This window comes from Streptantibioticus rubrisoli, from assembly GCF_024436055.1.
Taxonomy (GTDB): Bacteria; Actinomycetota; Actinomycetes; order Streptomycetales; family Streptomycetaceae; genus Streptantibioticus_A; species Streptantibioticus_A rubrisoli.
This window is the reverse complement of record NZ_JANFNH010000024.1, coordinates 65,882-90,550: the sequence shown is the minus strand read 5'-3', so window position 1 is coordinate 90,550 and position 24,669 is coordinate 65,882. Positions and strand designations below refer to the sequence as shown.

Genomic DNA, 24,669 nt, shown 5'->3' with positions numbered 1-24,669 from the left:
GGGCGGGGGGGTGGGAAAATCACGCGTTGTACACGTCCGCAGCCTTCGGTTCCGCTGCCTGGACCTGCCCGCTGAGTACCAGCGAGCGGTTGGTGAACTTCTCCGTGTCCACCCCGTTCTCCTGCAGAACGGAAATCGCCGCCGCGTTGACCGCGCGCAGCACCGGAGTTGCCGCGCGCAACGCGTCGTCCGCCATGAACCGGTGCTTCCACGGCTTGTCCGCCCACGCGTGCCGCAGCCCGAAAGGTTCGGGCAAGGTCAGCTGGCCGCCGAGGAAGTCCAGGATCGGCGGGAACCAGGTGAACGGCGCGCGCGCCGCGAGCCGTACCACCTCACCGGCGTCCACCAAAGGCAGGTGCACGGTCTTGGTCTCCCAGAACTTGACGGTCTTGGAGACTTCCTTGGTCTTCGGTGAAGGCCCGCCCATGAAAAGCGAGTTCACCGGCCCGAGCGCGTGCCCGGTCACCTCGATCCGCAGGGTGTAGTGCAGCACGGTCACCGTTATCAGCAGGTTGATCACCAACTGCCCGTCCCACAGCACGAACTGCACACCGAGGTAGTGCCGGTTGCCGCTGCCGAACTGCTGCTCGTTGCAGATCCGTTGTATCTCGAAGTCCTTGACGGTGAAGCCCTCGACCTCGGCGCCGGTGGGTCGGCTGACCTCCTTGGCACCCTCGCCGACCGGTGCCACGATCCAGTGCCGTATGGTCGGCTTCGGGAAGCCGCCGGTGTGCAGTGGACCGCGTTCCAGATCGCGCAGCCGGTCCTGGATGGCCTTGATCACGTCCCAGCTGCGGAACGGGTGGATGTCGGTGCCGGGCCGCGGCTCGAGCTCCTCCGCCAACTGCCACACGCCCCACCGCGACCCCATGCCCAAGATGCCCTTGGGACCCGCGTAGAAGACCACGTTGCTGGCCTGTTCGGTGGCCAGCGCCACCAGCGACTGCCGCATCGACTCGGCCTTGGTCTGGTTGGGGTGCTGCGGCACCGCCTCCGGGATCCTGGCGCCGACCCCGCCGCCGCCGAGCAGCGACGCCCAGCGCTCCCGCAGGTCCACCGCGGTCTTCTCGCAGATCCGCTTGGCGATGTACCAGCCGAGCACCGGCACCAGCAGCATGGTCCGCATGTACAGCCCGAAGAACCCGGTCACCGGCGGCCGCCACAGCAGCAGCGCGGCCAGCGCCACCACCACCGCGAGCACCAGGCCGCCCAGCGAGCTGACCCGGCCCGCCAACTTGGTGAGGGTACGCCGCAGTTGGAACGCGCCGAGCCAGATCAGCACACCGGGCAGGAACAGCAGCCCGCACACACCCATCACCACGGTCAACCGGACGTCGCGCTGCTGCCGGATCCGGTTGGCCGCCAGGCAGTGCACCACGACGGTCTGCGGGTCCATGCCGAACGACTGCACGGTCTCCTTGCGCGCGCCGCCCAGCATCCGCACCTGTACGGCACGGGCGAACGCCTCACCCAGATTCGGCTCGAAGAGGGACAACTTCGGTTTTGTGACTCCCGCTTCGGGGTTGATCTTCACCAGGTCCTCGACCGGCCCGTCCCGGTACGCGGCGGAGGACAGCGCCTGAGTGGCGGCGGTCTCCCCACCCATGCCGGTGAGCGGCACCTGAGCGCCCGGGCTGAAGTCGAACTCCACGCCGGAGAAAGACACTTCCGCCCCCAAATCCCTCACCCGGCGGCCCGGGGCGGGCCGCCAACTACCGTCATGGCGAATCGGATTGGCACACCGTCCGATCTACGAGCACAGCGTATCCGGACGGTGACCAACCCGTCAGTGTCGCGTCGCGGAAGACGTCTTCCGGGGTGCGTGGTACGGGAGTTACCTGCTCTGCTCCTGCTCCTCCTGGATCTTGGCGGCCAGTTGTGGCGGCATCGGCTCATGCCGGGCGTACGAGCGGTTGAACCGGCCGGTTCCGTGCGAGATCGACCGCAGGTCGATCGCGTACCGCCCGATCTCGATCTCCGGTACCTCCGCGCGCACCAACGTCCGCCCGGCGCCCGCCGGTTCGGTGCCCAGCACCCGGCCCCTGCGTCCGGCGAGGTCGCTCATCACCGGTCCCACGTACTCGTCGGAGACCAGCACCTGCACCTCGGAGACCGGCTCCAGCAGATGGATACGGGCCTCCTTGGCGGCCTCGCGCAGCGCCAGCGCGCCCGCGGTCTGGAAGGCGGCGTCCGAGGAGTCCACCGAGTGCGCCTTGCCGTCGAGCAGGGTGACCCGGATGTCCACCACCGGGTAACCGGCGGCCACGCCCTTGGCGGCCTGCGCGCGGACACCCTTTTCCACCGAAGGGATGAACTGCCGGGGCACCGCGCCGCCGACCACCTTGTCCACGAACTCGATGCCCGAGCCCACCGGCAGCGGCTCCACCTCGATCTCGCAGATCGCGAACTGCCCGTGCCCGCCGGACTGTTTGACGTGCCGACCGCGCCCGGCCGCCTTCCCGCCGAACGTCTCGCGCAGCGACACCTTGTACGGCACCGCGTCCACCTGCACCCCGTACCGGCCGCGCAGCCGTTCCAGCGCCACGTCGACATGGGCCTCGCCCAGGCACCACAGCACCACCTGGTGGGTGTCCTGGTTCTGCTCCAGGCGCATCGTCGGATCCTCGGCGACCAGCCGGGCCAGGCCCTGCGACAGCTTGTCCTCGTCGGCCTTGCTGTGCGCCTCGATCGCCACCGGCAGCAGGGGATCCGGCATCACCCACGGCTCCATCAGCAGCGGGTCATCCTTGGCGGACAGGGTGTCGCCGGTCTCCGCGCGGTTCAGCTTCGCCACGCACACCAGATCGCCCGCGACCGCCCTGGGCACCGGGCGCTGGACCTTGCCGAACGGCGAGGACAGCGCGCCCACCCGCTCGTCCACGTCGTGGTCCTCGTGCCCGCGGTCCGCCAGACCGTGCCCGGAGACGTGCACCGTCTCATCGGGCCGCAGCGTCCCGGAGAAGACCCGGACCAGGCTGAGCCTGCCCACATAGGGGTCGGAGGAGGTCTTGACCACCTCGGCGACCAGCGGCCCGTCCGGGTCGCAGGTCAGCGGCGGCCGCGGCGCGCCCTGCGGGGTGGTCACCGCGGGCGCCTCCCGCTCCGTCGGGGTCGGGAAGCCGCCGGTGATCAGCTCCAGCAGCTCCAGGGTGCCCAGGCCCTGCCGGGCGCCCTCGGCCGGTGGGGCGGCGGCCAGCACCGGGTGGAAGGTGCCGCGGGCCACGGCCCGCTCCAGGTCCTCGATGAGGGTCTTGAAGTCGATCTCCTCGCCGCCGAGGTAGCGGTCCATCAGGGTCTCGTCCTCGCTCTCGGCGATGATCCCCTCGATGAGCCGGTTGCGCGCCTGGGCGATTAGGGGCAGGTGCTCGGGGTCCGGGTCGCGCTCGACGCGTTCGCCCGAGGAGTAGTCGTAGATCCGCTGCGACAGCAGCCCGATCAGGCCCGCGACCGGAGTGTGGCCGTCGGCGGTCTCCTCGCCGTACAGCGGCAGGTACAGCGGCAGCACCGCGTCCGGATCGTCACCGCCGAAGACCCGCTGGCAGATGGCGGTCAGCTCGTCGAAGTCGGCGCGCGCGTTGTCCAGGTGGGTCACCACCACCGCGCGCGGCATGCCGACCGCCGCGCACTCCTCCCACACCATCCGGGTGGCGCCGTCCACGCCGTCGGCGGCCGAGACGACGAAGAGGGCCGCGTCCGCGGCGCGCAGACCGGCCCTCAACTCCCCGACGAAATCAGCGTATCCGGGGGTGTCCAACAGATTGATCTTGAGGTTGCCCCAGGCCACCGGGACCAGGGACAACTGCACGGAACGCTGCTGCCGGTGCTCGATCTCGTCGAAGTCGGAGACCGTCGTGCCCTCCTCGACCCGGCCGCACCGGTTCATCGCCCCACCGGCCAGCGCCAGCGCCTCCGCCAGCGTCGTCTTGCCCGCTCCGCTGTGGCCGACCAGCACCACGTTCCGCAATCCTTCGGGCCGGTCGGCCGCCGGTGCGCCTCCGGCGGCTCCAGCATGTGCGTCTCGCCTGTCGCCCATCGCTTGCCTCCAGTCACTGCGTGGTGACCGCCCTCGCCAAACCCGCGGCTCATGAGGGCAGGGGTGGCATCCCTGCAGGCGCGAACGCGAAGGCCACGGGACTGATCAGGCGGCTGCGTGGCGCCCGCGGTCCTTCGACCTTCCCACGCCCTTTGGTTTGCGTCCATACGTCGTACCCCCGCCCGTAGCGGACGGGTGCCTGTGACCGGCCGCACTCGGCGCCTGGCTACGATGGGGCCGCCGGGGCCGAAAGGGCCATGCCGGTACCACTGACTTGTCGGGAAGGCCATGCTGAACAAGTACGCGCGTGCTTTCTTCACGCGTGTCCTCACACCGTTCGCCGCACTGCTGCTGCGTCTGGGCGTCAGTCCGGACGCGGTCACCCTCGTCGGTACGGGGGGCGTGGTCGCGGGTGCGCTGGCCTTCTATCCCAGGGGCGAGTTCTTCTGGGGCACCGTCGTCATCACCCTGTTCGTCTTCTCCGACCTGGTCGACGGCAACATGGCCCGGCAACTGGGCCGCTCCAGCCGGTGGGGGGCGTTCCTGGACTCCACGCTGGACCGGGTGGCGGACGCGGCGATCTTCGGTGGGCTCGCGCTGTGGTACGCCGGTGGCGGGCACAGCCTGGTGCTGTCCGCGGTGAGCATCTTCTGCCTGGCCAGCGGCCAGATCGTGTCGTACACCAAGGCGCGCGGCGAGGCCATCGGGCTGCCGGTGAACGTCAACGGGCTGGTGGAGCGCGCGGAGCGACTGGTGATCTCGCTGGTGGCCTGCGGCTTCTCCGGGCTGCACGAGTTCGGCGTGCCGGGCATCCAGGTGCTGCTGCCGATCGCGCTGTGGATCGTGGCCGCGGGCAGCCTGGTGACCATGGTGCAGCGGGTGGTGACCGTGCGCCGCGAGGCCGCCGAGGCCGACGCCGCGGCCCGCGAGGGGGAGGAGAGCACGGCGTGAAGGAAAAGCTCACCGACGCGCTATACGGCGCCGGGTGGACCGCGGTCAAACGGCTGCCGGAGCCCGCGGCGGACGCGCTGGGCAGGCGCATAGCCGATCTGACCTGGCGCAGGCGCGGCAAGGGCGTGCTGCGCCTGGAGGCCAACCTCGCGCGGGTGGTGCCGGATGCCACCCCCGAGCGGCTGGCCGAACTGTCCCGCGCCGGTATGCGCTCCTACCTGCGGTACTGGATGGAGTCCTTCCGGCTTCCGGCGTGGAGCAAGCAGCGCATCAGGGACGGTTTCGAGCCCAAGGACGTCCATCTGCTCGAAGAGGCCCTCGCGGCGGGCAACGGCGTGATCCTCGCCCTGCCGCACATGGGCAACTACGACCTGGCGGGCGCCTGGGTGACCACCAAGCTCGGCGTACCGTTCACCACCGTCGCCGAGCGGCTCAAGCCCGAGACGCTCTACGACCGGTTCGTCGCCTATCGCGAGGGCCTGGGCATGGAGGTGCTGCCGCACACCGGCGGCGCCGCGTTCGGCACCCTGGCCCGGCGGCTGCGCGGCGGGGGCCTGGTCTGCCTGGTCGCCGACCGCGATCTGTCGGCCTCCGGAATCGAGGTCTCGTTCTTCGGAGATACCGCCCGGATGCCCGCCGGACCTGCGATGCTGTCGGTACAGACCGGCGCACCGCTACTGCCGGTCACCCTCTGGTACGACGAGTCGGCGGTCATGCGCGGGCAGGTGCATGCGGCGATCGAGGTGCCGCAGGACGGGACCCGGAGCGAGAAGGCCAGGGCGATGACCCAGCGGATGGCCGACGCCTTCGCCTCGGGTATCGCCGAGCACCCGGAGCACTGGCACATGCTGCAGCGGCTGTGGCTCGCGGACCTGGAACCGCGCCCTGACACCGCCGCGCGGCGGTCCGACGGCTCCGGAACGGAGAAGTCTTGAGGATCGGGATCGTCTGCCCGTACTCCTGGGATGTCCCCGGCGGCGTGCAGTTCCACATCCGTGATCTCGCCGAGCACCTGATCGGTCTCGGCCACCAGGTCTCGGTGCTCGCCCCGGCCGACGACGACACCCCGTTGCCCGGATACGTCGTCTCCGCCGGGCGGGCGGTGCCGGTGCCGTACAACGGCTCGGTGGCCCGGCTCAACTTCGGCTTCCTGTCCGCCGCGCGGGTGCGGCGCTGGCTGCACGACGGCGCGTTCGACGTGATCCACATCCACGAGCCAGCCTCGCCCTCGCTGGGCCTGCTGTCCTGCTGGGCGGCGCAGGGGCCGATCGTGGCGACGTTCCACACCTCCAACCCCCGCTCGCGGGCGATGATCGCCGCCTACCCGATCCTGCAACCGGCGCTGGAGAAGATCTCCGCGCGGATCGCGGTGAGCGAGTACGCGCGGCGCACGCTCGTCGAGCACCTCGGCGGTGATGCCGTGGTGATCCCCAACGGCGTCGACGTCGACTTCTTCGCGAAGGCCGAGCCCAAGCCGGAATGGCAAGGGGAAGGGGCGCGTAGCTCCTTCGAGGGCGGTGGTGGGCGACGGGAGGACAGCGCAGCGGCCCGCAGGGCCTCCGTTGAGGGTGGTGGTGGGCGACGGGAGGACAGCGCAGCGGCCCGCAGGGCCTCCGTTGAGGGTGGTGGTGGGCGACGGGAGGGAGAAACGATTGGCTTCATCGGGCGGATCGATGAGCCGCGCAAGGGGCTTCCCACGTTGATGCGGGCGCTGCCGAAGATCCTTCAGGCCCGGCCGAAGACCAGGTTGCTGGTCGCCGGGCGCGGCGACGAGGAGGAGGCGGTCGACGCACTGCCCGAATCCATGCGCGACCGCGTGGAGTTCCTCGGCATGGTCAGCGACGAGGACAAGGCCCGGATGCTGCGCAGCGTGGACCTGTACGTGGCACCGAACACCGGCGGCGAGAGCTTCGGCATCATCCTGGTCGAGGCGATGTCGGCGGGTGCGCCGGTGCTGGCCAGTGATCTGGACGCATTCCGGCAGGTGCTGGACGGGGGAGCGGCGGGCGAGCTGTTCCCCGTCGAGGACGCGGATGCGCTGGCCGCCTCGGCGGTGCGGTTGCTCGGCGACCGTGAACGGCTCGCCGAGCTACGGGAGTTGGGCAGCAGGCACGTGCGGCGGTTCGACTGGTCGACGGTCGGGGCGGAGATCCTGTCGGTCTACGAGATGGTGACGGACGGCGCCGCGTCGGTGGCGCCGGACGAACGGACGGGACTTCGGGCGCGGTTGGGCTTGGCTCGCGACTGACGCTCCGCGGGGGTTCGCGCTGACTTTCCCACCCACCCGCGCGGAACCCGTAGGCTTGCAGCCCGTGACGTTCACCCTGATCTGGATCGCGGCCGCAATCATCCTGCTGGGCATCTACCTCAGTTGGACCGCCGGCCGGTTGGACCGCCTGCACGCCCGGATCGACGCCGCGCGCGCCGCGCTGGACGCACAACTCCTGCGCCGCGCTTCCGTGGCGCAGGAGTTGGCGACGTCGGGCATCCTCGATCCGGCCGCCTCGATCGTCCTGTACCAGACCGCGCACGCGGCCCGGCAGGCGGAGGACGAGCAGCGCGAGGTCGCCGAGAGCGAGCTGAGCCAGACGCTGCGCGCGGTCTTCGCCGAGCCCGACACCGTACAGGCGGTGCGCGAGGCACCGGGCGGCCCGGAGGCGGTGGGCGAACTGACCGCGGCGGTGCGCCGCACCCCCATGGCCCGGCGGTTCCACAACGACGCGGTGCGCGCGGCGCGCGCACTGCGCAGGCAGCGCGCGGTCCGCTGGTTCCGGCTGGCCGGGCACGCCCCGTTCCCGCTGGCCTTCGAGATGGACGACGAGCCGCCGCAGGCCCTGACCGCGGAGGGAGTGAGCCGCTGACCGCCGGTCCCAGGCCAACCGTCGCCCGCGCAGCGGTGGAAAACGGGCCACCGGGTGGCGATTGGCCCTTGTTCTCACGGCGGTACCTCGGGTTTTGTCAGTTCCGTAGCGGCGGACCGGCCGAAGTGGACCTGAGGGCAGGTCCAGGACCGATCCGCGCGGTCCTACGATGGGCCTATCGCACACGTATCTCAACGAGTGAGGTCAATCTTGTCCACCACGCCCGCCAGCACCACTGCCAGCCCCGAGACCGGCACCGCGCGCGTCAAGCGCGGCATGGCCGAGCAGCTCAAGGGCGGTGTGATCATGGATGTGGTCACCCCGGAGCAGGCCAAGATCGCCGAGGACGCCGGTGCCGTCGCGGTCATGGCGCTTGAGCGGGTGCCCGCCGACATCCGCAAGGACGGCGGCGTGGCCCGCATGTCCGACCCCGACATGATCGAGGGCATCATCAACGCGGTGTCGATCCCGGTCATGGCCAAGTCCCGGATCGGCCACTTCGTCGAGGCCCAGGTGCTGCAGGCGCTGGGCGTGGACTACATCGACGAGTCCGAGGTCCTCACCCCCGCCGACGAGGTCAACCACAGCGACAAGTGGTCCTTCACCACGCCCTTCGTGTGCGGTGCGACCAACCTGGGCGAGGCGCTGCGCCGGATCTCCGAGGGCGCGGCCATGATCCGCTCCAAGGGCGAGGCGGGCACCGGCAACGTGGTCGAGGCGGTGCGCCACCTGCGGCAGATCAAGGGCGACATCGCCCGGCTGCGCGGCCTGGACAACCACGAGCTGTACGCCGCCGCCAAGGAGCTGCGCGCCCCGTACGAGCTGGTCAAGGAGGTCGCCGAGCTCGGCAAGCTGCCCGTCGTGCTGTTCAGCGCGGGCGGCGTGGCCACCCCGGCGGACGCCGCGCTGATGATGCAGCTCGGCGCGGAAGGCGTCTTCGTCGGCTCCGGCATCTTCAAGTCCGGCGACCCGGCCCAGCGCGCCGCCGCGATCGTGAAGGCCACCACCTTCTACGACGACCCGAAGGTGATCGCCGATGTCTCCCGCGGCCTGGGCGAGGCCATGGTCGGCATCAACTGCGACACCCTCCCGGAGACCGAGCGCTACGCCAACCGCGGCTGGTAACCGGCCAGTTGACCCACCGAGGGCCGGGTCACCGCGCGGTGACCCGGCCGCATCAGGCCGAGAAACGTTCCGAAAGGTCCCGTTGTGCCCAGTACCCCCACCGTCGGAGTGCTCGCCCTCCAGGGCGATGTGCGTGAGCACACCGCCGCGCTGGAGGCCGCCGGTGTCCAGACCTGCCCGGTGCGCCGCCCCGAGGAACTCGACGCGGTGCACGGCCTGGTGATCCCGGGCGGCGAGTCCACCACCATGTCGAACCTGGCCATCGCCTTCGGCCTGCTGGAACCGCTGCGCGCCCGGATACGCGGTGGAATGCCCGCCTACGGCTCCTGCGCGGGCATGATCATGCTCGCCGACAAGATCCTCGACGGCCGGGACGACCAGGAGACCGTCGGGGGCATCGACATGACCGTGCGCCGCAACGCCTTCGGCCGCCAGAACGAGTCCTTCGAGGCGGCCGTGGAGATCGCGGGCATCGATGGCGGGCCCTGCGAGGGCGTCTTCATCCGCGCCCCCTGGGTCGAGTCGGTGGGCGCCGGGGTCGAGGTGCTCGCGACGCTGCCGGACGAGACGATCGTCGCGGTGCGCCAGGGCAACCTGCTGGCCACCTCCTTCCACCCCGAACTGACCGGCGACCACCGGGTGCACGCCTTTTTCGCGGGCCTGGTACGGCAGTCGGGGTGAAAAGACGGACCGCGTGATCCCGGTAGGATCACAAGTGTTCGTTAGTAGTTTGGTGACGTGAAGGAGACAGGCGGATGTCCGGCCACTCTAAATGGGCTACGACGAAGCACAAGAAGGCCGTGATTGATGCCAAGCGCGGCAAACTCTTCGCGAAGCTGATCAAGAACATCGAGGTCGCGGCCCGGATGGGCGGCGCCGACCTGGACGGCAACCCGACGCTCTACGACGCCGTGCAGAAGGCAAAGAAGAGCTCGGTCCCGAACAAGAACATCGACAGCGCGATCAAGCGCGGTGCGGGCCTGGAAGCCGGCGGTGCCGACTACCAGACCATCATGTACGAGGGCTACGGCCCGAACGGTGTCGCCGTGCTCATCGAGTGCCTCACCGACAACCGCAACCGCGCCGCCTCCGAGGTACGCGTCGCAATGACCCGCAACGGCGGCTCGATGGCCGACCCGGGCTCGGTGTCCTACCTGTTCAACCGCAAGGGCGTGGTGATCGTCCCGAAGAACGGGCTGACCGAGGACGACGTGCTCGGCGCCGTGCTCGACGCGGGAGCCGAGGAGGTCAACGACCTGGGCGAGTCCTTCGAGGTGATCAGCGAGGCCACCGACCTGGTCGCGGTGCGCACCGCTCTCCAGCAGCAGGGCATCGACTACGACTCCGCCGACGCCAACTTCCTTCCCACCATGCAGGTCGAGCTGGACGAGGAGGGCGCGCGCAAGATCTTCAAGCTGGTCGACGCGCTGGAGGACAGTGACGACGTGCAGAACGTCTTCGCCAACTTCGACGTCCCGGACGAGATCATCGAGAAGATCGAGGCCTGAGACCCCTGACGGGGGGCCGGTGGGAGAACACCCCCACCGGCCCCCCGTCGTTGTCAGTGGCACCCGATAGCCTCCGAGGAACAGCTGATCGACTGCGTGAAGGGAGGGGCGCGGTGCGTGTGCTCGGCGTGGACCCGGGACTGACCCGCTGCGGCATCGGCGTGGTGGACGGCGCCCCCGGAAAACCACTGCGCATGGCGGGAGTCGGCGTGGTCCGCACCCCGGCGGACGCGGACATCGGCGAGCGCCTGGTGCTGATCGAACGCGGCATAGAGTCCTGGCTCGACGAACACCGGCCGCAGTTCGTGGCGGTGGAGCGGGTGTTCAGCCAGCACAACGTGCGCACCGTGATGGGCACCGCGCAGGCCAGCGCCGTCGCCCTGCTGTGCGCCTCGCGTCGCGGCCTGCCCGTCGCACTGCACACCCCCAGCGAGGTCAAAGCCGCCGTCACCGGCAGCGGCCGGGCCGAGAAGGCCCAGGTCGGCGCCATGGTGACCCGGCTGCTACGGCTTGACGCACCGCCCAAGCCCGCCGACGCCGCGGACGCGCTGGCGCTGGCCATCTGCCATATCTGGCGCGGCACGGCCAGCGACCGGCTGCGCCAGGCCGTCGCCGCCCAGCGGCTCCGCACTCCGAGAGGAACCGCATGATCGCCTTTGTCAGTGGGCCGGTAGCGGCCCTGTCGCCGGACACCGCGGTGGTGGAGGTCGGCGGTGTGGGGATGTCCGTGCAGTGCACGCCCGGCACCCTGGCCGCACTGCGGGTGGGGGAGCGGGCGAGACTCGCCACCTCGCTGGTGGTGCGGGAGGACTCGCTCACCCTCTACGGCTTCGCCGACGACGACGAGCGCCAGGTCTTCGAACTCCTGCAGACGGCAAGCGGAGTTGGCCCCCGGCTCGCCCAGGCCATGCTCGCCGTCCACTCGCCCGACGCCCTGCGCCTCGCCGTCGCCAGGGACGACGAGAAGGCGCTCACCGCCGTCCCCGGCATCGGCAAGAAGGGCGCCCAACGGCTGCTGCTGGAGCTCAAGGACCGCCTCGGCGCCCCCCTCGGCACCGGCACCACCCCCACCCCCGCCGCCACCGCGCCCCCACCGTGGCGGGACCAACTCCACGCCGCCCTGGTCGGGTTGGGCTACCAGCCCCGCCAGGCCGACGAGGCCGTCGCCGCCGTCGCACCCGAGGCGGAGGCCGACGGCGGCACACCCAACGTGTCGGCGCTGCTGCGTTCCGCCCTGAAGACCCTGGGCCGCGCCCGCTGAACGCTCCGCTGGGAGTGCGGCGGTGCCGTCGATCGTCCGCAGCGCCACTGCGGCTGGTCGCGCCCACGCGGCGGAGCCGCACATGAACACAGCCCCGCGCCCCTGTAGGGCGCTGCCGCACCGCAGCGGACTCGGCCCGACCCGCTTGGCTCGCCGAACCGCATCAAGTCCGCCCCGACGAAGGACAGATCCACCCATGACCTGGGACGACCCGGTACCCGAGACCGACCAGCGGCTGGTCGCCGCAGCCGCCGACGGAGAGGAGCGAGCCGTCGAGGCCGCCCTGCGGCCGAAGGACCTCGGCGAGTTCATCGGTCAGGAGCGGGTCCGCGAACAGCTCGACCTGGTGCTCAAGGCGGCCCGCCAGCGCGGCGGCACCGCCGACCACGTACTGCTCTCCGGCGCGCCGGGTCTCGGCAAGACCACCCTGTCGATGATCATCGCCGCCGAGATGGGCGCCCCGATCCGGATCACCTCGGGCCCCGCCATCCAGCATGCGGGCGACCTGGCGGCGATCCTCTCCTCGCTCACCGAGGGCGAGGTGCTCTTCCTCGACGAGATCCACCGGATGTCCCGGCCCGCCGAGGAGATGCTCTACATGGCGATGGAGGACTTCCGGGTCGACGTGGTCGTCGGCAAGGGCCCCGGTGCCACCGCCATCCCGCTGGAGCTGCCGCCGTTCACCCTGGTCGGCGCCACCACCAGGGCGGGGCTGCTGCCGCCGCCGCTGCGCGACCGGTTCGGCTTCACCGGCCACATGGAGTTCTACGCGCCCGCCGAACTGGAGCGGGTGGTGCGCCGCTCCGCCGACCTGCTCGACGTGAGCATCGACCCCGACGGAGCCGCCGAGATCGCCGGACGCTCCCGTGGCACGCCCCGGATCGCCAACCGCCTGTTGCGCCGGGTCCGCGACTACGCCCAGGTCAAGGCGGACGGCGTGATCACCCGCGAGATCGCGGCGCAGGCGCTCGACGTGTACGAGGTGGACCTGCGCGGCCTCGACCGGTTGGACCGCGCGGTGCTGGACGCCCTGTTGCGGCTGTTCGGCGGCGGGCCGGTGGGGCTGTCGACACTGGCGGTCGCGGTGGGGGAGGAGAGGGAGACGGTGGAGGAGGTGGCTGAGCCATTTCTGGTGCGCGAGGGGCTGCTGGCGCGTACGCCACGTGGCCGGATCGCTACTCCCGCCGCCTGGGCCCACCTGGGGCTGGTGCCGCCGCAGCAGGCGAATCCGCCCGGCCAGCAGGGGTTGTTCGGCCAGTGACCGCGCGGGGGACTCGCCGCTTTCGGAACCTGCGTGTAATGCTGGTCGTTGTTCCCAAGGTGCGGCGGGTTCGCCTAGACTCCGCCGATGCCCTCCCCTCCGGGACGGCATCCGCACACCCCCATCCCGTAGACCAGGCCGCACCCACGTGGCCGCGCGAAGGAAATCCCCCAGGCCGTGAACATCGCCACGCTTCTCCCCTTCATCCTGATCATCGGCGTCATGCTGCTCATGACCCGCTCGGCCAAGAACAAGCAGCGCCAGGCCGCCGAGATGCGCAACCAGATGCAGCCCGGCTCGGGCGTGCGGACCATCGGCGGCATGATCGCCCGTGTCAAGGAGGTCCGGGACACGACCGTCCTGCTGGAGGTCGCGCCGGGTGTCCACTCGCTGTACGCCAAGAACGCCGTCGGCGCGGTGCTGAGCGACGAGGAGTACGACAGCCTCGTCAACAACGACGTTCCGCTGACCTTCGACGAGCACCCCGGCGTTGACGGCACCCCGGTCGTCGAGTCCACCGACGAGCCCGCGGCCGCCGCCGAGTCCCAGGACGAGGACGCCGTCAGCCTGGACAAGGCCGCTGCCACCGACGGCGAGGGCACGGACGCCGAGCACACCAAGGACACCGTGCGCGACGCCGACACGGCCAAGGACACCAAGGACAGCGGCAAGTAAGTCGCGGGTCCGGGGCCTAGGCTGAAGGCCCTGCGTCCAGTACGTCCGGTACGTCCTCACTACTTTCGTGGCCGTTCCGCGACGCCGATGCCGACGCGGAAACGGTTGGACAGGGAGAAACGAGAAGGTGGCAGCACCCAAGAAGGGGCGCAGGTCGCCGGGGGCCCACGGGTACCCCGGCCGCGCGCTGGCCGTGATCCTGGTGGCCCTGGTCGCGCTCACCGGCGCCATGTTCGCCTCCGGGCACACCAAGCCGCGGCTGGGCATCGACCTGGCCGGTGGCACCGAGATCACGCTGACCGCGAAGAACACCCCGGGCCAGGCCAACGCGATCAACAAGGCCAACATGGACACCGCGGTCAACATCATCAACAAGCGGGTCAACGGTCTGGGTGTCTCAGAGGCCGAGGTGCAGACCCAGGGCGATCGCAACATCATCGTCGACATCCCCCGGGGCACCAACACCGACCAGGCGGTGAAGCAGGTCGGCACCACCGCGCAGTTGTTCTTCCGCACGGTGATCACGGAGGCCAACAACACCCCGGGCGGCAACAAGCCCTCGCCGACTCCCTCCGGCAAGCCGTCGTCCGCCCCGTCGAGCGCGGCCCACAACGGCGCCGGAGCCAAGTCCGCCTCCCCGTCGCCCAGCTCCACCACCCAGGGCCGGGCGGTCACCGACGCCCTGAAGGCGGCCGCGTCCAGCAGCCCCAAGGCGGCCGCGTCGGCCACCCCCTCGGCCAGCCCGTCGACGGCCGCCACGCCGCCGCCCACCCCCGCCGCCAACGTGCCGCCGCAGGTGCAGAAGCAGTTCAATGCGCTGGACTGCTCCAACCCCACGCAGATGGCGAACGCCGGGCTCGGCGCCAAGCCGACCGACACCACCGTCGCGTGCAGCCAGGACGGCAAGACCAAGTACATCCTCGGCCCCTCCCAGGTCGACGGTAAGCAGGTCACCGGCGCCAAGTCGGTCTACGACACCCAGTCCGGCGAGGGCTGGATCGTCACGCTGGAGTTCAGCTCCGCGGGCGGCAAGAAGTTCGCCGACGTCACCGGCCAGCTCGCCAAGCAGCAGCCGCCGAACAACCAGTTCGCCATCGTGCTGGACAACCAGGTCGTCTCGGCGCCCTCGGTCTCCCAGCCGATCACCGGCGGATCGGCCCAGATCTACGGCAACTTCACCCAGCAGTCCTCCGAGGACCTGGCCAACGTGCTGTCGTACGGCGCGCTGCCGCTGTCCTTCTCCACCTCGGACGTCACCACCGTCTCCCCGGCGCTCGGCAGTGAGCAGCTGCACGGCGGACTGATCGCCGGTGCGTTCGGCCTGGCGCTGGTGGTCCTCTACCTGCTGGCGTACTACCGCGGCCTGAGCTTCGTCGCCGTGGTCAGCCTGGTGGTCTCCGCCGCGCTCACCTACACGATCATGACGCTGCTCGGCCCGGCGATCGGCTTCGCGCTGAACCTGCCCGCGGTCTGCGGTGCCATCGTCGCGATCGGCATCACGGCGGACTCGTTCATCGTCTACTTCGAGCGGATCCGTGACGAACTGCGCGGCGGCCGCAGCCTCGCCCCGGCGGTCCAGCGGGCCTGGCCGCGGGCTCGGCGCACCATCCTGGTGTCCGACTTCGTGTCGTTCCTCGCCGCCGCCGTGCTGTTCGTCTGCTCGGTCGGCAAGGTGCAGGGCTTCGCCTTCACCCTGGGCCTGACCACCCTGCTCGACGTGGTCGTGGTCTACCTGTTCACCAAGCCGCTGATGACGATCCTGGCGCGCCGCAGGTTCTACGCGCAGGGCCACCCCTGGTCCGGGCTGAACCCGAAGAGCCTGGGCGTCCAGGCACCGCTGCGCCGCGGCCGTCGCACCGCCCGCCCCGAAGCCAAGGAGGCCTGATGTCCCGGCTCGGCAATCTCGGTCACCGTCTGCACCGGGGCGAGGTCTCCTACGACTTCGTCGGCAAGCGCAAGCTCTGGTACGGCGTCTCCATCGTCATCACCCTGGTGGCGATCATCGGCCTCGCGGTCAACGGCCTGAACAAGGGCATCGAGTTCTCCGGCGGCGCGGTCTTCACCACGCCCAAGACCTCGGTGTCCACCGCCGACGCGCAGGCCAAGACCCAGAGCGTCATTCCCGGACACCACGACGTCATCGCCCAGTCGCTCGGCACCGGCGGCCTTCGGATCCAGGTCAGCGGCATCGACAGCGCCACCGCGGGCACGGTCAAGCAGGGCCTCGCCAAGGAACTGAACGTCGACCCCAACTCCATCTCCCCGCAGGTGGTCGGCCCGAGCTGGGGGCAGGAGATCTCCCAGAAGGCCGAACTGGGCCTGGTCATCTTCATGGTGCTGGTGGTGCTCTACCTCGCCGTCGCCTTCGAGTGGCGGATGGCGATCTCCGCACTGGTCGCCCTGATCCACGACCTGACGATCACCATCGGCGTGTACGCGATCGTCGGCTTCGAGGTCACCCCGGGTACGGTCATCGGTCTGCTGACCATCCTCGGTTACTCGCTCTACGACACCGTGGTGGTCTTCGACGGTCTGAAGGAGACCACCAAGGGCATCACCAGCCAAACCCGCTTCAACTACAGCGAGTTGGCCAACCGCAGCCTCAACCAGACCCTGGTGCGCTCCATCAACACCACCGTGGTCGCCCTGCTGCCGGTCGCCGCGCTGCTGTTCGTCGGCGGCGGGCTGCTCGGCGCGGGCATGCTCAACGACATCGCGCTGGCGCTGTTCGTCGGTCTGGCGGCCGGTGCCTACTCCTCGATCTTCATCGCCACCCCGCTGGTCGCCTCCCTCAAGGAGCGCACCCCGGAGATGCGGGCGCTCGCCAAGCGGGTCAAGGCCAAGCGCGCCGCGGCCGAGGCCAAGGGCGAGGAGCCGCAGGACGCGGTGCCCGGGGACGGCGAGGACGACGAGCCGGTCGAGGCGGCCGCCACGGCCACCGTCGGCGGTCAGCGCCGCCAGCCCACCGCACGCTCCCGCGGCCGTGGCCGCCCGTCCGGCAAGCGCCGCTGAGCGAGGAGAAGCACCAGTGACCACGGCGGACACCGCCTCATCCAGCCTGCGCGAACTGCTGCTCAGCCGGATCCGCGACGTGCCGGACTACCCGAAGCCGGGCGTGATGTTCAAGGACATCACGCCGCTGCTCGCCGACCCGGCCGCGTTCGGCGCACTGACCGACGCCCTGGCGTCGCTGTGCGTACGCCTTGAGGCCGACAAGGTCGTCGGCCTGGAAGCCCGCGGCTTCATACTCGCCGCCCCCGCGGCGGCCAAGGCGCAGATCGGCTTCGTCCCCGTACGCAAGGCGGGCAAGCTGCCCGGCAGCACGCTGCGGCAGGGGTACGAGCTGGAGTACGGCACCGCGGAGATCGAGGTCCACTCGGACGCCTTCGCACCGGGTGACCGGGTCCTCGTCATCGATGACGTGCTGGCCACCGGCGGCACCGCCGAGGCCTCGCTGGACCTGGTCCGGCGCGCGGGCGCCGAGGTGGCGGGCGTGGCGGTGCTGATGGAACTCGGCTTCCTGGCCGGCCGCACCCGACTCGCCCCGGCCCTGGCGGGGGCGCCCCTGGAGGCGCTCGTCGTCGTCTGACGCCAGCCGCGCGGTGGAGGCGGGTTCCCGATCGCGGTAGCCCGCCTCCACGCGTGTGGGGGCGCTGCGGGCAGCCGTCGCACGCGGTCATGGCCGACACACCGATACCATGGGAGTCCGACCCGTATCGGGGCCGGACCCGCTTGAGGAGTGCCCTTGCCAGACGAGGCCCAGCCGCTCACCGCCAGGGGCGGAAACGACACGCCGCGGTCCGCGCCGACCTCCTCCGGGAAGGCCGCGGACGGCACGCTTGCCCGGAAGTCGCCCGACGTCAGCGGCGCTCGGACCGCCAAGCCCGCCCCGGGCACGGCACCGGCGCGCTCCGGCGGCTCCTCCAACCGGGTACGGGCCCGGCTCGCACGACTGGGCGTACAGCGCTCCAGCCCGTACAACCCGGTGCTGGAACCGCTGCTGCGGATCGTGCGCAGCAACGATCCGAAGATCGACTCCTCCGGGCTGCGGCAGATCGAGCGGGCCTACCAGGTCGCCGAGCGCTGGCACCGCGGCCAGAAGCGCAAGAGCGGCGACCCGTACATCACCCACCCGCTCGCCGTCACCACCATCCTCGCCGAGCTGGGCATGGACCCGGCGACGCTGATGGCCGGACTGCTGCACGACACCGTCGAGGACACCGAGTACGGCCTGGACACGCTGCGCCGGGACTTCGGCGAGCAGGTCGCGCTGCTGGTGGACGGCGTCACCAAGCTGGACAAGGTCAAGTTCGGCGAGGCCGCGCAGGCCGAGACGGTGCGCAAGATGGTCGTCGCCATGGCCAAGGACCCGCGCGTGCTGGTCATCAAGCTCGCCGACCGGCTGCACAACATGCGCACCATGCGCTACCTCAAGCGGGAGAAGCAGGAGAAGAAGGCCCGCGAGACGCTGGAGATCTACGCCCCGCTGGCGCACCGGCTGGGCATGAACACCATCAAGTGGGAGCTGGAGGACCTCGCCTTCGCGATCCTCTACCCCAAGATGTACGACGAGATCGTCCGGCTGGTCGCCGAGCGCGCCCCCAAGCGCGACGAGTACCTGGCGGTCGTCACCGACCAGGTGCAGCAGGACCTGCGCGCCGCCCGGATCAAGGCCACCGTCACCGGCCGCCCGAAGCACTACTACAGCGTCTACCAGAAGATGATCGTGCGGGGCCGGGACTTCGCCGAGATCTACGACCTGGTGGGCATCCGCGTCCTCGTCGACACCGTCCGCGACTGCTACGCGGCACTGGGCACCATCCACGCGCGGTGGAACCCGGTTCCCGGGCGGTTCAAGGACTACATCGCGATGCCCAAGTTCAACATGTACCAGTCGTTGCACACGACGGTCATCGGGCCCAGCGGCAAGCCGGTCGAGATCCAGATCCGCACCTTCGACATGCACCGCCGCGCCGAGTACGGCATCGCCGCGCACTGGAAGTACAAGCAGGAGGCGGTCGCCGGTGCCTCCAAGGTGCGCACCGACAGCCCCAAGGCGGCCAAGTCGGACGACGCCGTCAACGACATGGCCTGGCTGCGGCAGTTGCTCGACTGGCAGAAGGAGACCGAGGACCCGGGCGAGTTCCTGGAGTCGCTGCGCTTCGACCTGTCCCGCAACGAGGTCTTCGTCTTCACCCCCAAGGGCGATGTCATAGCGCTGCCCGCCGGTGCCACCCCGGTGGACTTCGCCTACGCGGTGCACACCGAGGTGGGCCACCGCACCATCGGGGCCCGGGTCAACGGCCGCCTGGTGCCGTTGGAGTCGACGCTGGACAACGGCGACCTGGTCGAGGTCTTCACCTCCAAGGCGCCGGGCGCCGCGCCGTCCCGGGACTGGCTGGGCTTCGTCAAGTCGCCGCGCGCCCGCAACAAGATCCGTGCCTGGTTCTCCAAGGAGCGCCGCGAGGAGGCCATCGAGCAGGGCAAGGAAGCCATCGCCCGGGCGATGCGCAAGCAGAACCTGCCGATCCAGCGGGTGCTCACCGGTGACTCGCTGGTCACCCTGGCACACGAGATGCGCTACCCCGACATATCGGCGCTGTACGCGGCGATCGGCGAGGGGCACATCACCGCGCAGTCCGTGGTGCACAAGCTTGTTGAGGCGCTCGGTGGCGAGGAGGGGGCGACCGAGGACATTGCCGAGGTCACCACGCCGTCCCGTAGCCGCGCCAAGCGGCGGACCGCCGCCGACCCCGGTGTCATCGTCAAGGGCGAGCGGGACGTGTGGGTGAAGCTGTCCCGGTGCTGTACGCCGGTGCCGGGCGATCCCATCATCGGCTTCGTCACCCGGGGCAATGGGGTCTCGGTGCACCGGGCGGACTGCGTCAACGTGGACTCGCTGTCCCAGCAGCCCGAACGGATCATCGAGGTCGAGTGGGCGCCGACCCAGTCGTCGGTCTTCCTGGTGGCCATCCAGGTCGAGGCGTTGGACCGGTCGCGGTTGCTCTCGGATGTGACGCGCGTGCTGTCCGACCAGCATGTCAACATCCTGTCGGCGGCTGTTCAGACCTCGCGCGACCGGGTCGCGACCTCCCGCTTCACCTTCGAGATGGGCGATCCCAAGCACCTCGGGCATGTCCTGAAGGCGGTACGGGGTGTGGAGGGCGTCTACGACGTGTACCGGGTCACGTCGGGGCGGGCGCGGTAGTTCCTTTCAACTGGGGGCTTCGCCCCCAGGCCCCCTTTGTCCTCAAACGCCGGACGGGCTTTATAAACAAGCCCGTCCGGCGTTTGAGGACGACGCGCGTCAGCGCGGACGCGCGGACGCGCACTAGCCGCCGAACTCCTGAAGGCCCTTGAGGGCCTGGTCCAGGAGTGCCTGGCGGCCCTCCAACTCCTTGGCGAGCTTGTCGGCCTTGGCCGCGTTACCCGCTGCCCGCGCAGCGTCAATCTGCTGCTTCAACTTGTCGACCGCGGCCTGGAGTTGACCGGTGAGACCTTCCGCGCGTGCCCGCGCCTCCGGGTTGGTGCGACGCCACTCCGCCTCCTCGGCATCCTGAATGGCACGTTCCACCGCGTGCATCCGGGCCTCGATCTTCGGGCGGGCCTCCCGCGGCACATGGCCGATGGCCTCCCACCGCTCGTTGATCGACCTGAAGGCGGCCCGCGCCGCCTTCAGGTCCGTCACCGGCAGCAGCTTCTCCGCCTCGATCGCCAACTCCTCCTTCAGCGCGAGGTTTTCGCGCTGCTCGGAGTCGCGCTCGGCGAACACCTCGGCCCGGGCGGCGAAGAAGACGTCCTGCGCGCCGCGGAAGCGGTTCCACAGCTCGTCCTCAGCCTCCCGCTGCGCCCGGCCCGCGGCCTTCCACTCCGCCATCAGCTCGCGGTAGCGGGCAGCCGTGGGACCCCAGTCGGTGGAGTCGGACAGCGCCTCCGCCTCCTGGACCAGCTTCTCCTTGAGCTGCCGGGCCTCCTCGCGCTGCGCGTCGAGCGAGGCGAAGTGCGCCTTGCGGCGCTTGGAGAAGACGGAACGGGCGTGACTGAACCGGTGCCACAGCTCGTCGTCGGTCTTGCGGTCCAGCCGCGGCAGGCTCTTCCAGGTGTCCACCAGCGCGCGCAGCCGCTCACCGGCGTTGCGCCACTGTTCGCTGGTGGCCAGCTGCTCCGCCTCCGCGACCAGGTTCTCCTTGGCGGTCCGCGCCTCGTCCGCCGCCTTGGCCTTGGCCGCCTTGCGCTCCTCACGGCGCGCCTCGACCAGCTCCACCAGGGCGTCCAGACGCTTGCTGAGCGCGTCCAGATCGCCGACCGCGTGCCCCTCGTCCACCGTGGCCCGCAGGTGCTCGATCGCGGTCATGGCGTCCTTGGTGGACAGGTCGGTGGTACGCACCCGGCGTTCGAGGAGGCCGATTTCGACGACGAGCCCGTCGTACTTGCGCTTGAAATAGGCCAGCGCCTCGTCGGGAGAGCCCGCCTGCCACGAACCGACAACCCGCTCACCGTCGGCCGTCCGCACGTACACGGTCCCCGTCTCGTCGACGCGTCCCCATGGGTCGCTGCTCACAGCGCCTCCTCCACGTGATGCCCGGCCCGTCCAGCGGTGCTCGGGCATCGTCCACAGTTTCCTCCGGCCGGACCTCGCCCTGGCCGCTCCGACGTGCTGCTGATGGTGCGTGCGACCGCATCCGGTTTCCACGGGGGCGGCTGCCGTCGGCGCAGGCGCCCGCTGTGCGGTCCCCGGCCGCTCCGAAGACCGACCGTCACCTTGTACAACGCCAACATAGGCGAACCGCGCCCCGGCTGTCCGCATCCCGCACGACCGGAATTCACGACTGCGTGACGGTCGCCTTGTTGATCACCACGGTGGCGTTGGGCTTGCCGTCGCCCGGGTTGTTGGAATCGTCCTCGCCCGCGCCGGCGATCTTCTGCAGCACCTTCATGCCGTCGGCGTCAATGCTGCCGAACGGGGTGTACGAGGCGGGCAGCGGGCTGTCCTTGTAGACCAGGAAGAACTGGCTGCCGCCGGTGTGCGGCTGGCCGGTGTTCGCCATGGCGACGGTGCCCGCCGGGTAGGTGCCCTTGGCGATCGCGGGGTCCTTGAGGTTCTCGTCCGGCAGCGTGTAGCCGGGGCCGCCCTGGCCGGAGCCCGTGGGGTCGCCGCACTGCAGCACATAGATGTTGCTGGTGGTCAGCCGGTGGCACCTGGTGTGGTCGAAGTAGCCCTGGTCGGCCAGGAACTTGAAGGAGTTCACGGTGTGCGGGGCGCCCGCCGCGTCCAGCTTCAGCTTGATGTCACCGCAGGTGGTGCCGAGGTCCATGGTGTACGTGGCGTGGCTATCGATGGACATCGATGGCTCGGACTTCCACTGCTTGGTGCCGGGGGAGCCCGCGGCGGGCTTGGCGCACGGGTCAGGCGCCTTGCTGGTGGGCGTCGCGGACGCGGTGCTGGCCGCGTCGGCGGTGGTCTTCTTGTCGCCGCCCAGTCCGGTGGAGGCCCAGGCCGCGGCGCCCGCCGCCACGACGACGGCGACCACACCGGCGATCGCCGCGTTGCGCTTGCGCGCCCTGCTGCGCTGCTGGGTGCGGCGCTGCTGCTGGCGCAGGTACTTCTCGCGGGCGAGTTGGCGCCGCCGCTGATCCTTGCTGACCACTTCTGCTTCTCCCGGGTTTGCCGTGGCGCTAGCCGTTGCCGCTTCGGTCTGCTGCGGTGACGATACGGGACCCGTACGAGACCCGCGACGATACGGGTTCGCTTGTGCCGTACCGCCGCCGGTAGGCTCGTCGTCTGCAGAAACCTGCTGCGTAGACCGACGCGGACGACAGAAGGACGATCGTGCTCATTGCCGGGTTCCCCGCCGGGGCCTGGGGGACCAACTGCTATCTGGTCGCCCCCGCCGCCGGTGAGGAGTGCGTGATCATCGACCCGGGCCATGAAGCGGCCCCGGGCGTTGAGGAGACCATCGCCAAGCACCGGCTCAAGCCGGTGGCCGTCGTCCTCACCCACGGCCATCTCGACCACGTCGCCTCCGTCGTTCCGGTGTGCGGCGCCCATGGCGTGCCCGCCTGGATCCACCCCGAGGACCGCTACATGATGAGCGACCCGGAGAAGGCGCTGGGCATGTCCATCGGCCAGCAGCTGATGGGCGAGCTGACGGTGGGGGAGCCCGACGACGTACGGGAGCTGACCGACGGCTCGGCGCTGTCCCTGGCCGGACTGGAGCTGACCGTCGCGCACGCTCCCGGCCATACCAGGGGGTCAGTGACCTTCCGGCTGCCCGAGACGGCGGACATCCCGCCGGTGCTGTTCTCGGGTGACCTGCTGTTCGCCGGCTCCATCGGACGCACCGACCTGCCCGGCGGCTCGCACGCCGAGATCCTTGAGTCGCTGGCCCGGGTGTGCCTGCCGCTCGACGACTCGACCGTGGTGCTGTCCGGCCACGGCCCCCAGACCACCATCGGCCGCGAACGCGCCACCAACCCGTACCTACGCGAGGTGGCCCGTGGCCTCGGAGCCGACACCACGGCTCCGCGACGAGGATTGTGACGACTCTTCCGTTGAGTACCTTTACCGCCCCCAAGGGCACGTACGACCTGATCCCGCCGGACTCCTCCGTGTTCCTCGCGGTACGCGAGGCGATCTCCGCGCCGCTCAAGCGCGCCGGGTACGGCTACATCGAGACCCCCGGCTTCGAGTCGGTGGAACTCTTCTCCCGCGGTGTGGGCGAGTCCACCGACATCGTGACCAAGGAGATGTACACCCTCACCACCAAGGGCGGCGACGAGCTGGCGCTGCGCCCCGAGGGCACCGCCTCCGTGCTGCGCGCCGCGCTGGAGGCCAACCTGCACAAGCTCGGCAACCTGCCGGTCAAGCTGTGGTACTCCGGTTCGTACTACCGCTACGAGCGCCCGCAGAAGGGCCGTTACCGGCACTTCTCGCAGGTCGGGGCGGAGGCGCTGGGCGCCGAGGACCCGGCGCTCGACGCCGAGTTGATCATCCTGGCCAATGACGCCTACCGCTCGCTGGGCCTGCGCAACTTCCGCCTGCTGCTCAACTCGCTGGGCGACAAGGAGTGCCGCCCGGTCTACCGCGCCGCGCTCCAGGAGTTCCTGCGCGGTCTCGACCTGGACGAGGACACCCGGCGCCGGGTGGAGATCAACCCGCTGCGGGTGCTGGACGACAAGCGCGAGTCGGTGCAGAAGCAGTTGACCGGCGCCCCGATGATGCGCGACCACCTGTGCGAGGCGTGCAAGGCGTACCACGAGCAGGTGCGCGAGCTGCTGACCGCCGCGGGCGTGGCGTTCGAGGACGACCCCAAGCTGGTGCGCGGCCTGGACTACTACACCAGGACCACCTTCGAGTTCGTGCACGACGGCCTCGGCTCGCAGTCCGCGGTCGGCGGTGGCGGCCGCTACGACGGCCTGTCCGAGATGATCGGCGGCCCGGCGCTGCCGTCGGTGGGCTGGGCGCTGGGCGTGGACCGCACCGTACTGGCGCTGAAGGCCGAGGGCGTCGAGCTCGAACTGCCCGCACACACCGAGGTGTTCGCGGTGCCGCTGGGCGAGGAGGCGCGGCGGGCACTGTTCTCGCTCGTCACCGAACTGCGTCGGCAGGGCGTGGCGACGGACTTCGCGTACGGCGGCAAGGGCCTGAAGAACGCGATGAAGTCGGCCAACCGGTCCGGCGCCCGGTTCGCGGTGGTCGCCGGTGAGCGCGACCTCGCCGAGGGCGCCGTGCAGCTGAAGGACCTGGCCAGTGGCGAGCAGACCGCGGTGCCGCTGGACGGGCTGGTGGCCGCGGTCCGCGAGCGGCTCGGCCGGAGCTGAACCGGGGTTCGAGTCCGTACGTAGCGACAAGGGGGACCGGATATGCGCCGTCCGGTCCCCCGCCCGTCAAGCCGGGGCCGCCCGACGTCACTCGACGGTTACGCTCCGCCGGGGTACACCCTGGGGCACAATGAGGCACCCTGGAACAGGCGACCACCACGGACACGGGGACA

General features: G+C 70.4%; 20 protein-coding genes and 2 pseudogenes. 18 read left to right on the top strand and 4 right to left on the bottom strand.

What is annotated here, in order from left to right; genetic code table 11:
* Positions 1 to 19: 19 nt before the first annotated feature.
* Together NON19_RS19985 and NON19_RS19980 are read right to left on the bottom strand one after the other, a co-directional pair.
* Positions 20 to 1,606, bottom strand: coding sequence for an AbeC-like domain-containing protein (locus tag NON19_RS19985; protein ID WP_255929960.1), 1,587 nt, complete (start codon positions 1,604 to 1,606; stop codon positions 20 to 22).
* 228 nt (positions 1,607 to 1,834) lie between these two features.
* A complete protein-coding gene (locus tag NON19_RS19980) occupies positions 1,835 to 4,033 on the bottom strand; it encodes an elongation factor G-like protein EF-G2 (RefSeq protein WP_255929952.1) in 2,199 nt (732 codons plus the stop codon).
* Positions 4,034 to 4,321: 288 nt separating this feature from the next.
* Here NON19_RS19980 and pgsA point away from each other — a divergent pair, with 288 nt between their 5' ends.
* From pgsA to NON19_RS19905, 16 genes and pseudogenes are all read left to right on the top strand, one after another.
* Entirely contained in the window at positions 4,322 to 4,984 is a 663-nt protein-coding gene (gene pgsA, locus NON19_RS19975) for a phosphatidylinositol phosphate synthase (protein WP_255929951.1), read from the top strand.
* Positions 4,981 to 5,919 carry a phosphatidylinositol mannoside acyltransferase gene (locus NON19_RS19970; RefSeq protein WP_255929950.1) on the top strand — a complete coding sequence of 313 codons (939 nt, stop codon included), beginning with the start codon at positions 4,981 to 4,983 and terminating at the stop codon, positions 5,917 to 5,919. Before pgsA ends, NON19_RS19970 begins: the two co-directional genes overlap by 4 nt.
* Positions 5,916 to 6,470 (top strand): annotated as a pseudogene (locus NON19_RS33445) (glycosyltransferase family 4 protein); the annotation flags it as partial. The gene NON19_RS19970 and the pseudogene NON19_RS33445, both read left to right, overlap by 4 nt.
* 156 nt (positions 6,471 to 6,626) lie before the next feature.
* Positions 6,627 to 7,232 (top strand): annotated as a pseudogene (locus tag NON19_RS33440) (glycosyltransferase family 4 protein); the annotation flags it as partial.
* A 64-nt stretch (positions 7,233 to 7,296) separates the two neighbouring features.
* Positions 7,297 to 7,845 (top strand): LemA family protein, encoded by a 549-nt coding sequence (locus NON19_RS19960; protein ID WP_255929948.1) that lies wholly within the window; start codon positions 7,297 to 7,299, stop codon positions 7,843 to 7,845.
* A 210-nt stretch (positions 7,846 to 8,055) separates the two neighbouring features.
* Positions 8,056 to 8,970, top strand: coding sequence for a pyridoxal 5'-phosphate synthase lyase subunit PdxS (gene pdxS, locus NON19_RS19955; protein WP_303654021.1), 915 nt, complete (start codon positions 8,056 to 8,058; stop codon positions 8,968 to 8,970).
* 84 nt (positions 8,971 to 9,054) lie between these two features.
* Positions 9,055 to 9,651, top strand: coding sequence for a pyridoxal 5'-phosphate synthase glutaminase subunit PdxT (gene pdxT / locus NON19_RS19950; protein WP_255929946.1), 597 nt, complete (start codon positions 9,055 to 9,057; stop codon positions 9,649 to 9,651).
* A 74-nt stretch (positions 9,652 to 9,725) separates the two neighbouring features.
* A complete protein-coding gene (locus NON19_RS19945; protein ID WP_255929944.1) occupies positions 9,726 to 10,478 on the top strand; it encodes a YebC/PmpR family DNA-binding transcriptional regulator in 753 nt (250 codons plus the stop codon).
* Between the two features lie 113 nt (positions 10,479 to 10,591).
* The gene (ruvC, locus tag NON19_RS19940; protein WP_255929942.1) at positions 10,592 to 11,128 is read left to right on the top strand and encodes a crossover junction endodeoxyribonuclease RuvC; all 537 of its coding nucleotides are present in this window, start codon (positions 10,592 to 10,594) and stop codon (positions 11,126 to 11,128) included.
* Positions 11,125 to 11,739, top strand: a complete 615-nt coding sequence (ruvA, locus tag NON19_RS19935) for a Holliday junction branch migration protein RuvA (protein ID WP_255929940.1) — start codon at positions 11,125 to 11,127, stop codon at positions 11,737 to 11,739. The genes ruvC and ruvA overlap by 4 nt, the downstream gene beginning before the upstream one ends.
* 196 nt (positions 11,740 to 11,935) lie before the next feature.
* On the top strand, positions 11,936 to 13,000 hold the full coding sequence (ruvB, locus tag NON19_RS19930; protein ID WP_255929939.1) for a Holliday junction branch migration DNA helicase RuvB: 1,065 nt from the start codon (positions 11,936 to 11,938) through the stop codon (positions 12,998 to 13,000).
* A 177-nt stretch (positions 13,001 to 13,177) separates the two neighbouring features.
* On the top strand, positions 13,178 to 13,675 hold the full coding sequence (yajC, locus tag NON19_RS19925) for a preprotein translocase subunit YajC (protein WP_255929938.1): 498 nt from the start codon (positions 13,178 to 13,180) through the stop codon (positions 13,673 to 13,675).
* Between the two features lie 127 nt (positions 13,676 to 13,802).
* Positions 13,803 to 15,560 (top strand): protein translocase subunit SecD, encoded by a 1,758-nt coding sequence (secD, locus tag NON19_RS19920; protein WP_255929937.1) that lies wholly within the window; start codon positions 13,803 to 13,805, stop codon positions 15,558 to 15,560.
* Positions 15,560 to 16,687 (top strand): protein translocase subunit SecF, encoded by a 1,128-nt coding sequence (gene secF / locus NON19_RS19915; protein WP_255929936.1) that lies wholly within the window; start codon positions 15,560 to 15,562, stop codon positions 16,685 to 16,687. Before secD ends, secF begins: the two co-directional genes overlap by 1 nt.
* A 16-nt stretch (positions 16,688 to 16,703) precedes the next feature.
* Positions 16,704 to 17,264, top strand: coding sequence for an adenine phosphoribosyltransferase (locus NON19_RS19910; RefSeq protein ID WP_255929935.1), 561 nt, complete (start codon positions 16,704 to 16,706; stop codon positions 17,262 to 17,264).
* A gap of 156 nt (positions 17,265 to 17,420) precedes the next feature.
* Entirely contained in the window at positions 17,421 to 19,883 is a 2,463-nt protein-coding gene (locus NON19_RS19905; RefSeq protein ID WP_255929934.1) for a RelA/SpoT family protein, read from the top strand.
* A 123-nt stretch (positions 19,884 to 20,006) separates the two neighbouring features.
* On the opposite strand, the gene NON19_RS19900 is transcribed toward NON19_RS19905, so the two are convergent.
* Together NON19_RS19900 and NON19_RS19895 are read right to left on the bottom strand one after the other, a co-directional pair.
* A complete protein-coding gene (locus tag NON19_RS19900) occupies positions 20,007 to 21,236 on the bottom strand; it encodes a DUF349 domain-containing protein (protein WP_255929933.1) in 1,230 nt (409 codons plus the stop codon).
* A gap of 262 nt (positions 21,237 to 21,498) precedes the next feature.
* Entirely contained in the window at positions 21,499 to 22,323 is an 825-nt protein-coding gene (locus tag NON19_RS19895) for a peptidylprolyl isomerase (RefSeq protein ID WP_255929932.1), read from the bottom strand.
* A 182-nt stretch (positions 22,324 to 22,505) separates the two neighbouring features.
* Here NON19_RS19895 and NON19_RS19890 point away from each other — a divergent pair, with 182 nt between their 5' ends.
* Positions 22,506 to 23,216 (top strand): MBL fold metallo-hydrolase, encoded by a 711-nt coding sequence (locus NON19_RS19890; protein WP_255929931.1) that lies wholly within the window; start codon positions 22,506 to 22,508, stop codon positions 23,214 to 23,216.
* Positions 23,217 to 23,227: 11 nt separating this feature from the next.
* Positions 23,228 to 24,496: a histidine--tRNA ligase gene (hisS, locus tag NON19_RS19885; RefSeq protein ID WP_255929930.1), complete on the top strand. Its 1,269-nt coding sequence runs from the start codon at positions 23,228 to 23,230 to the stop codon at positions 24,494 to 24,496.
* The last annotated feature ends 173 nt before the right edge of the window (positions 24,497 to 24,669 follow it).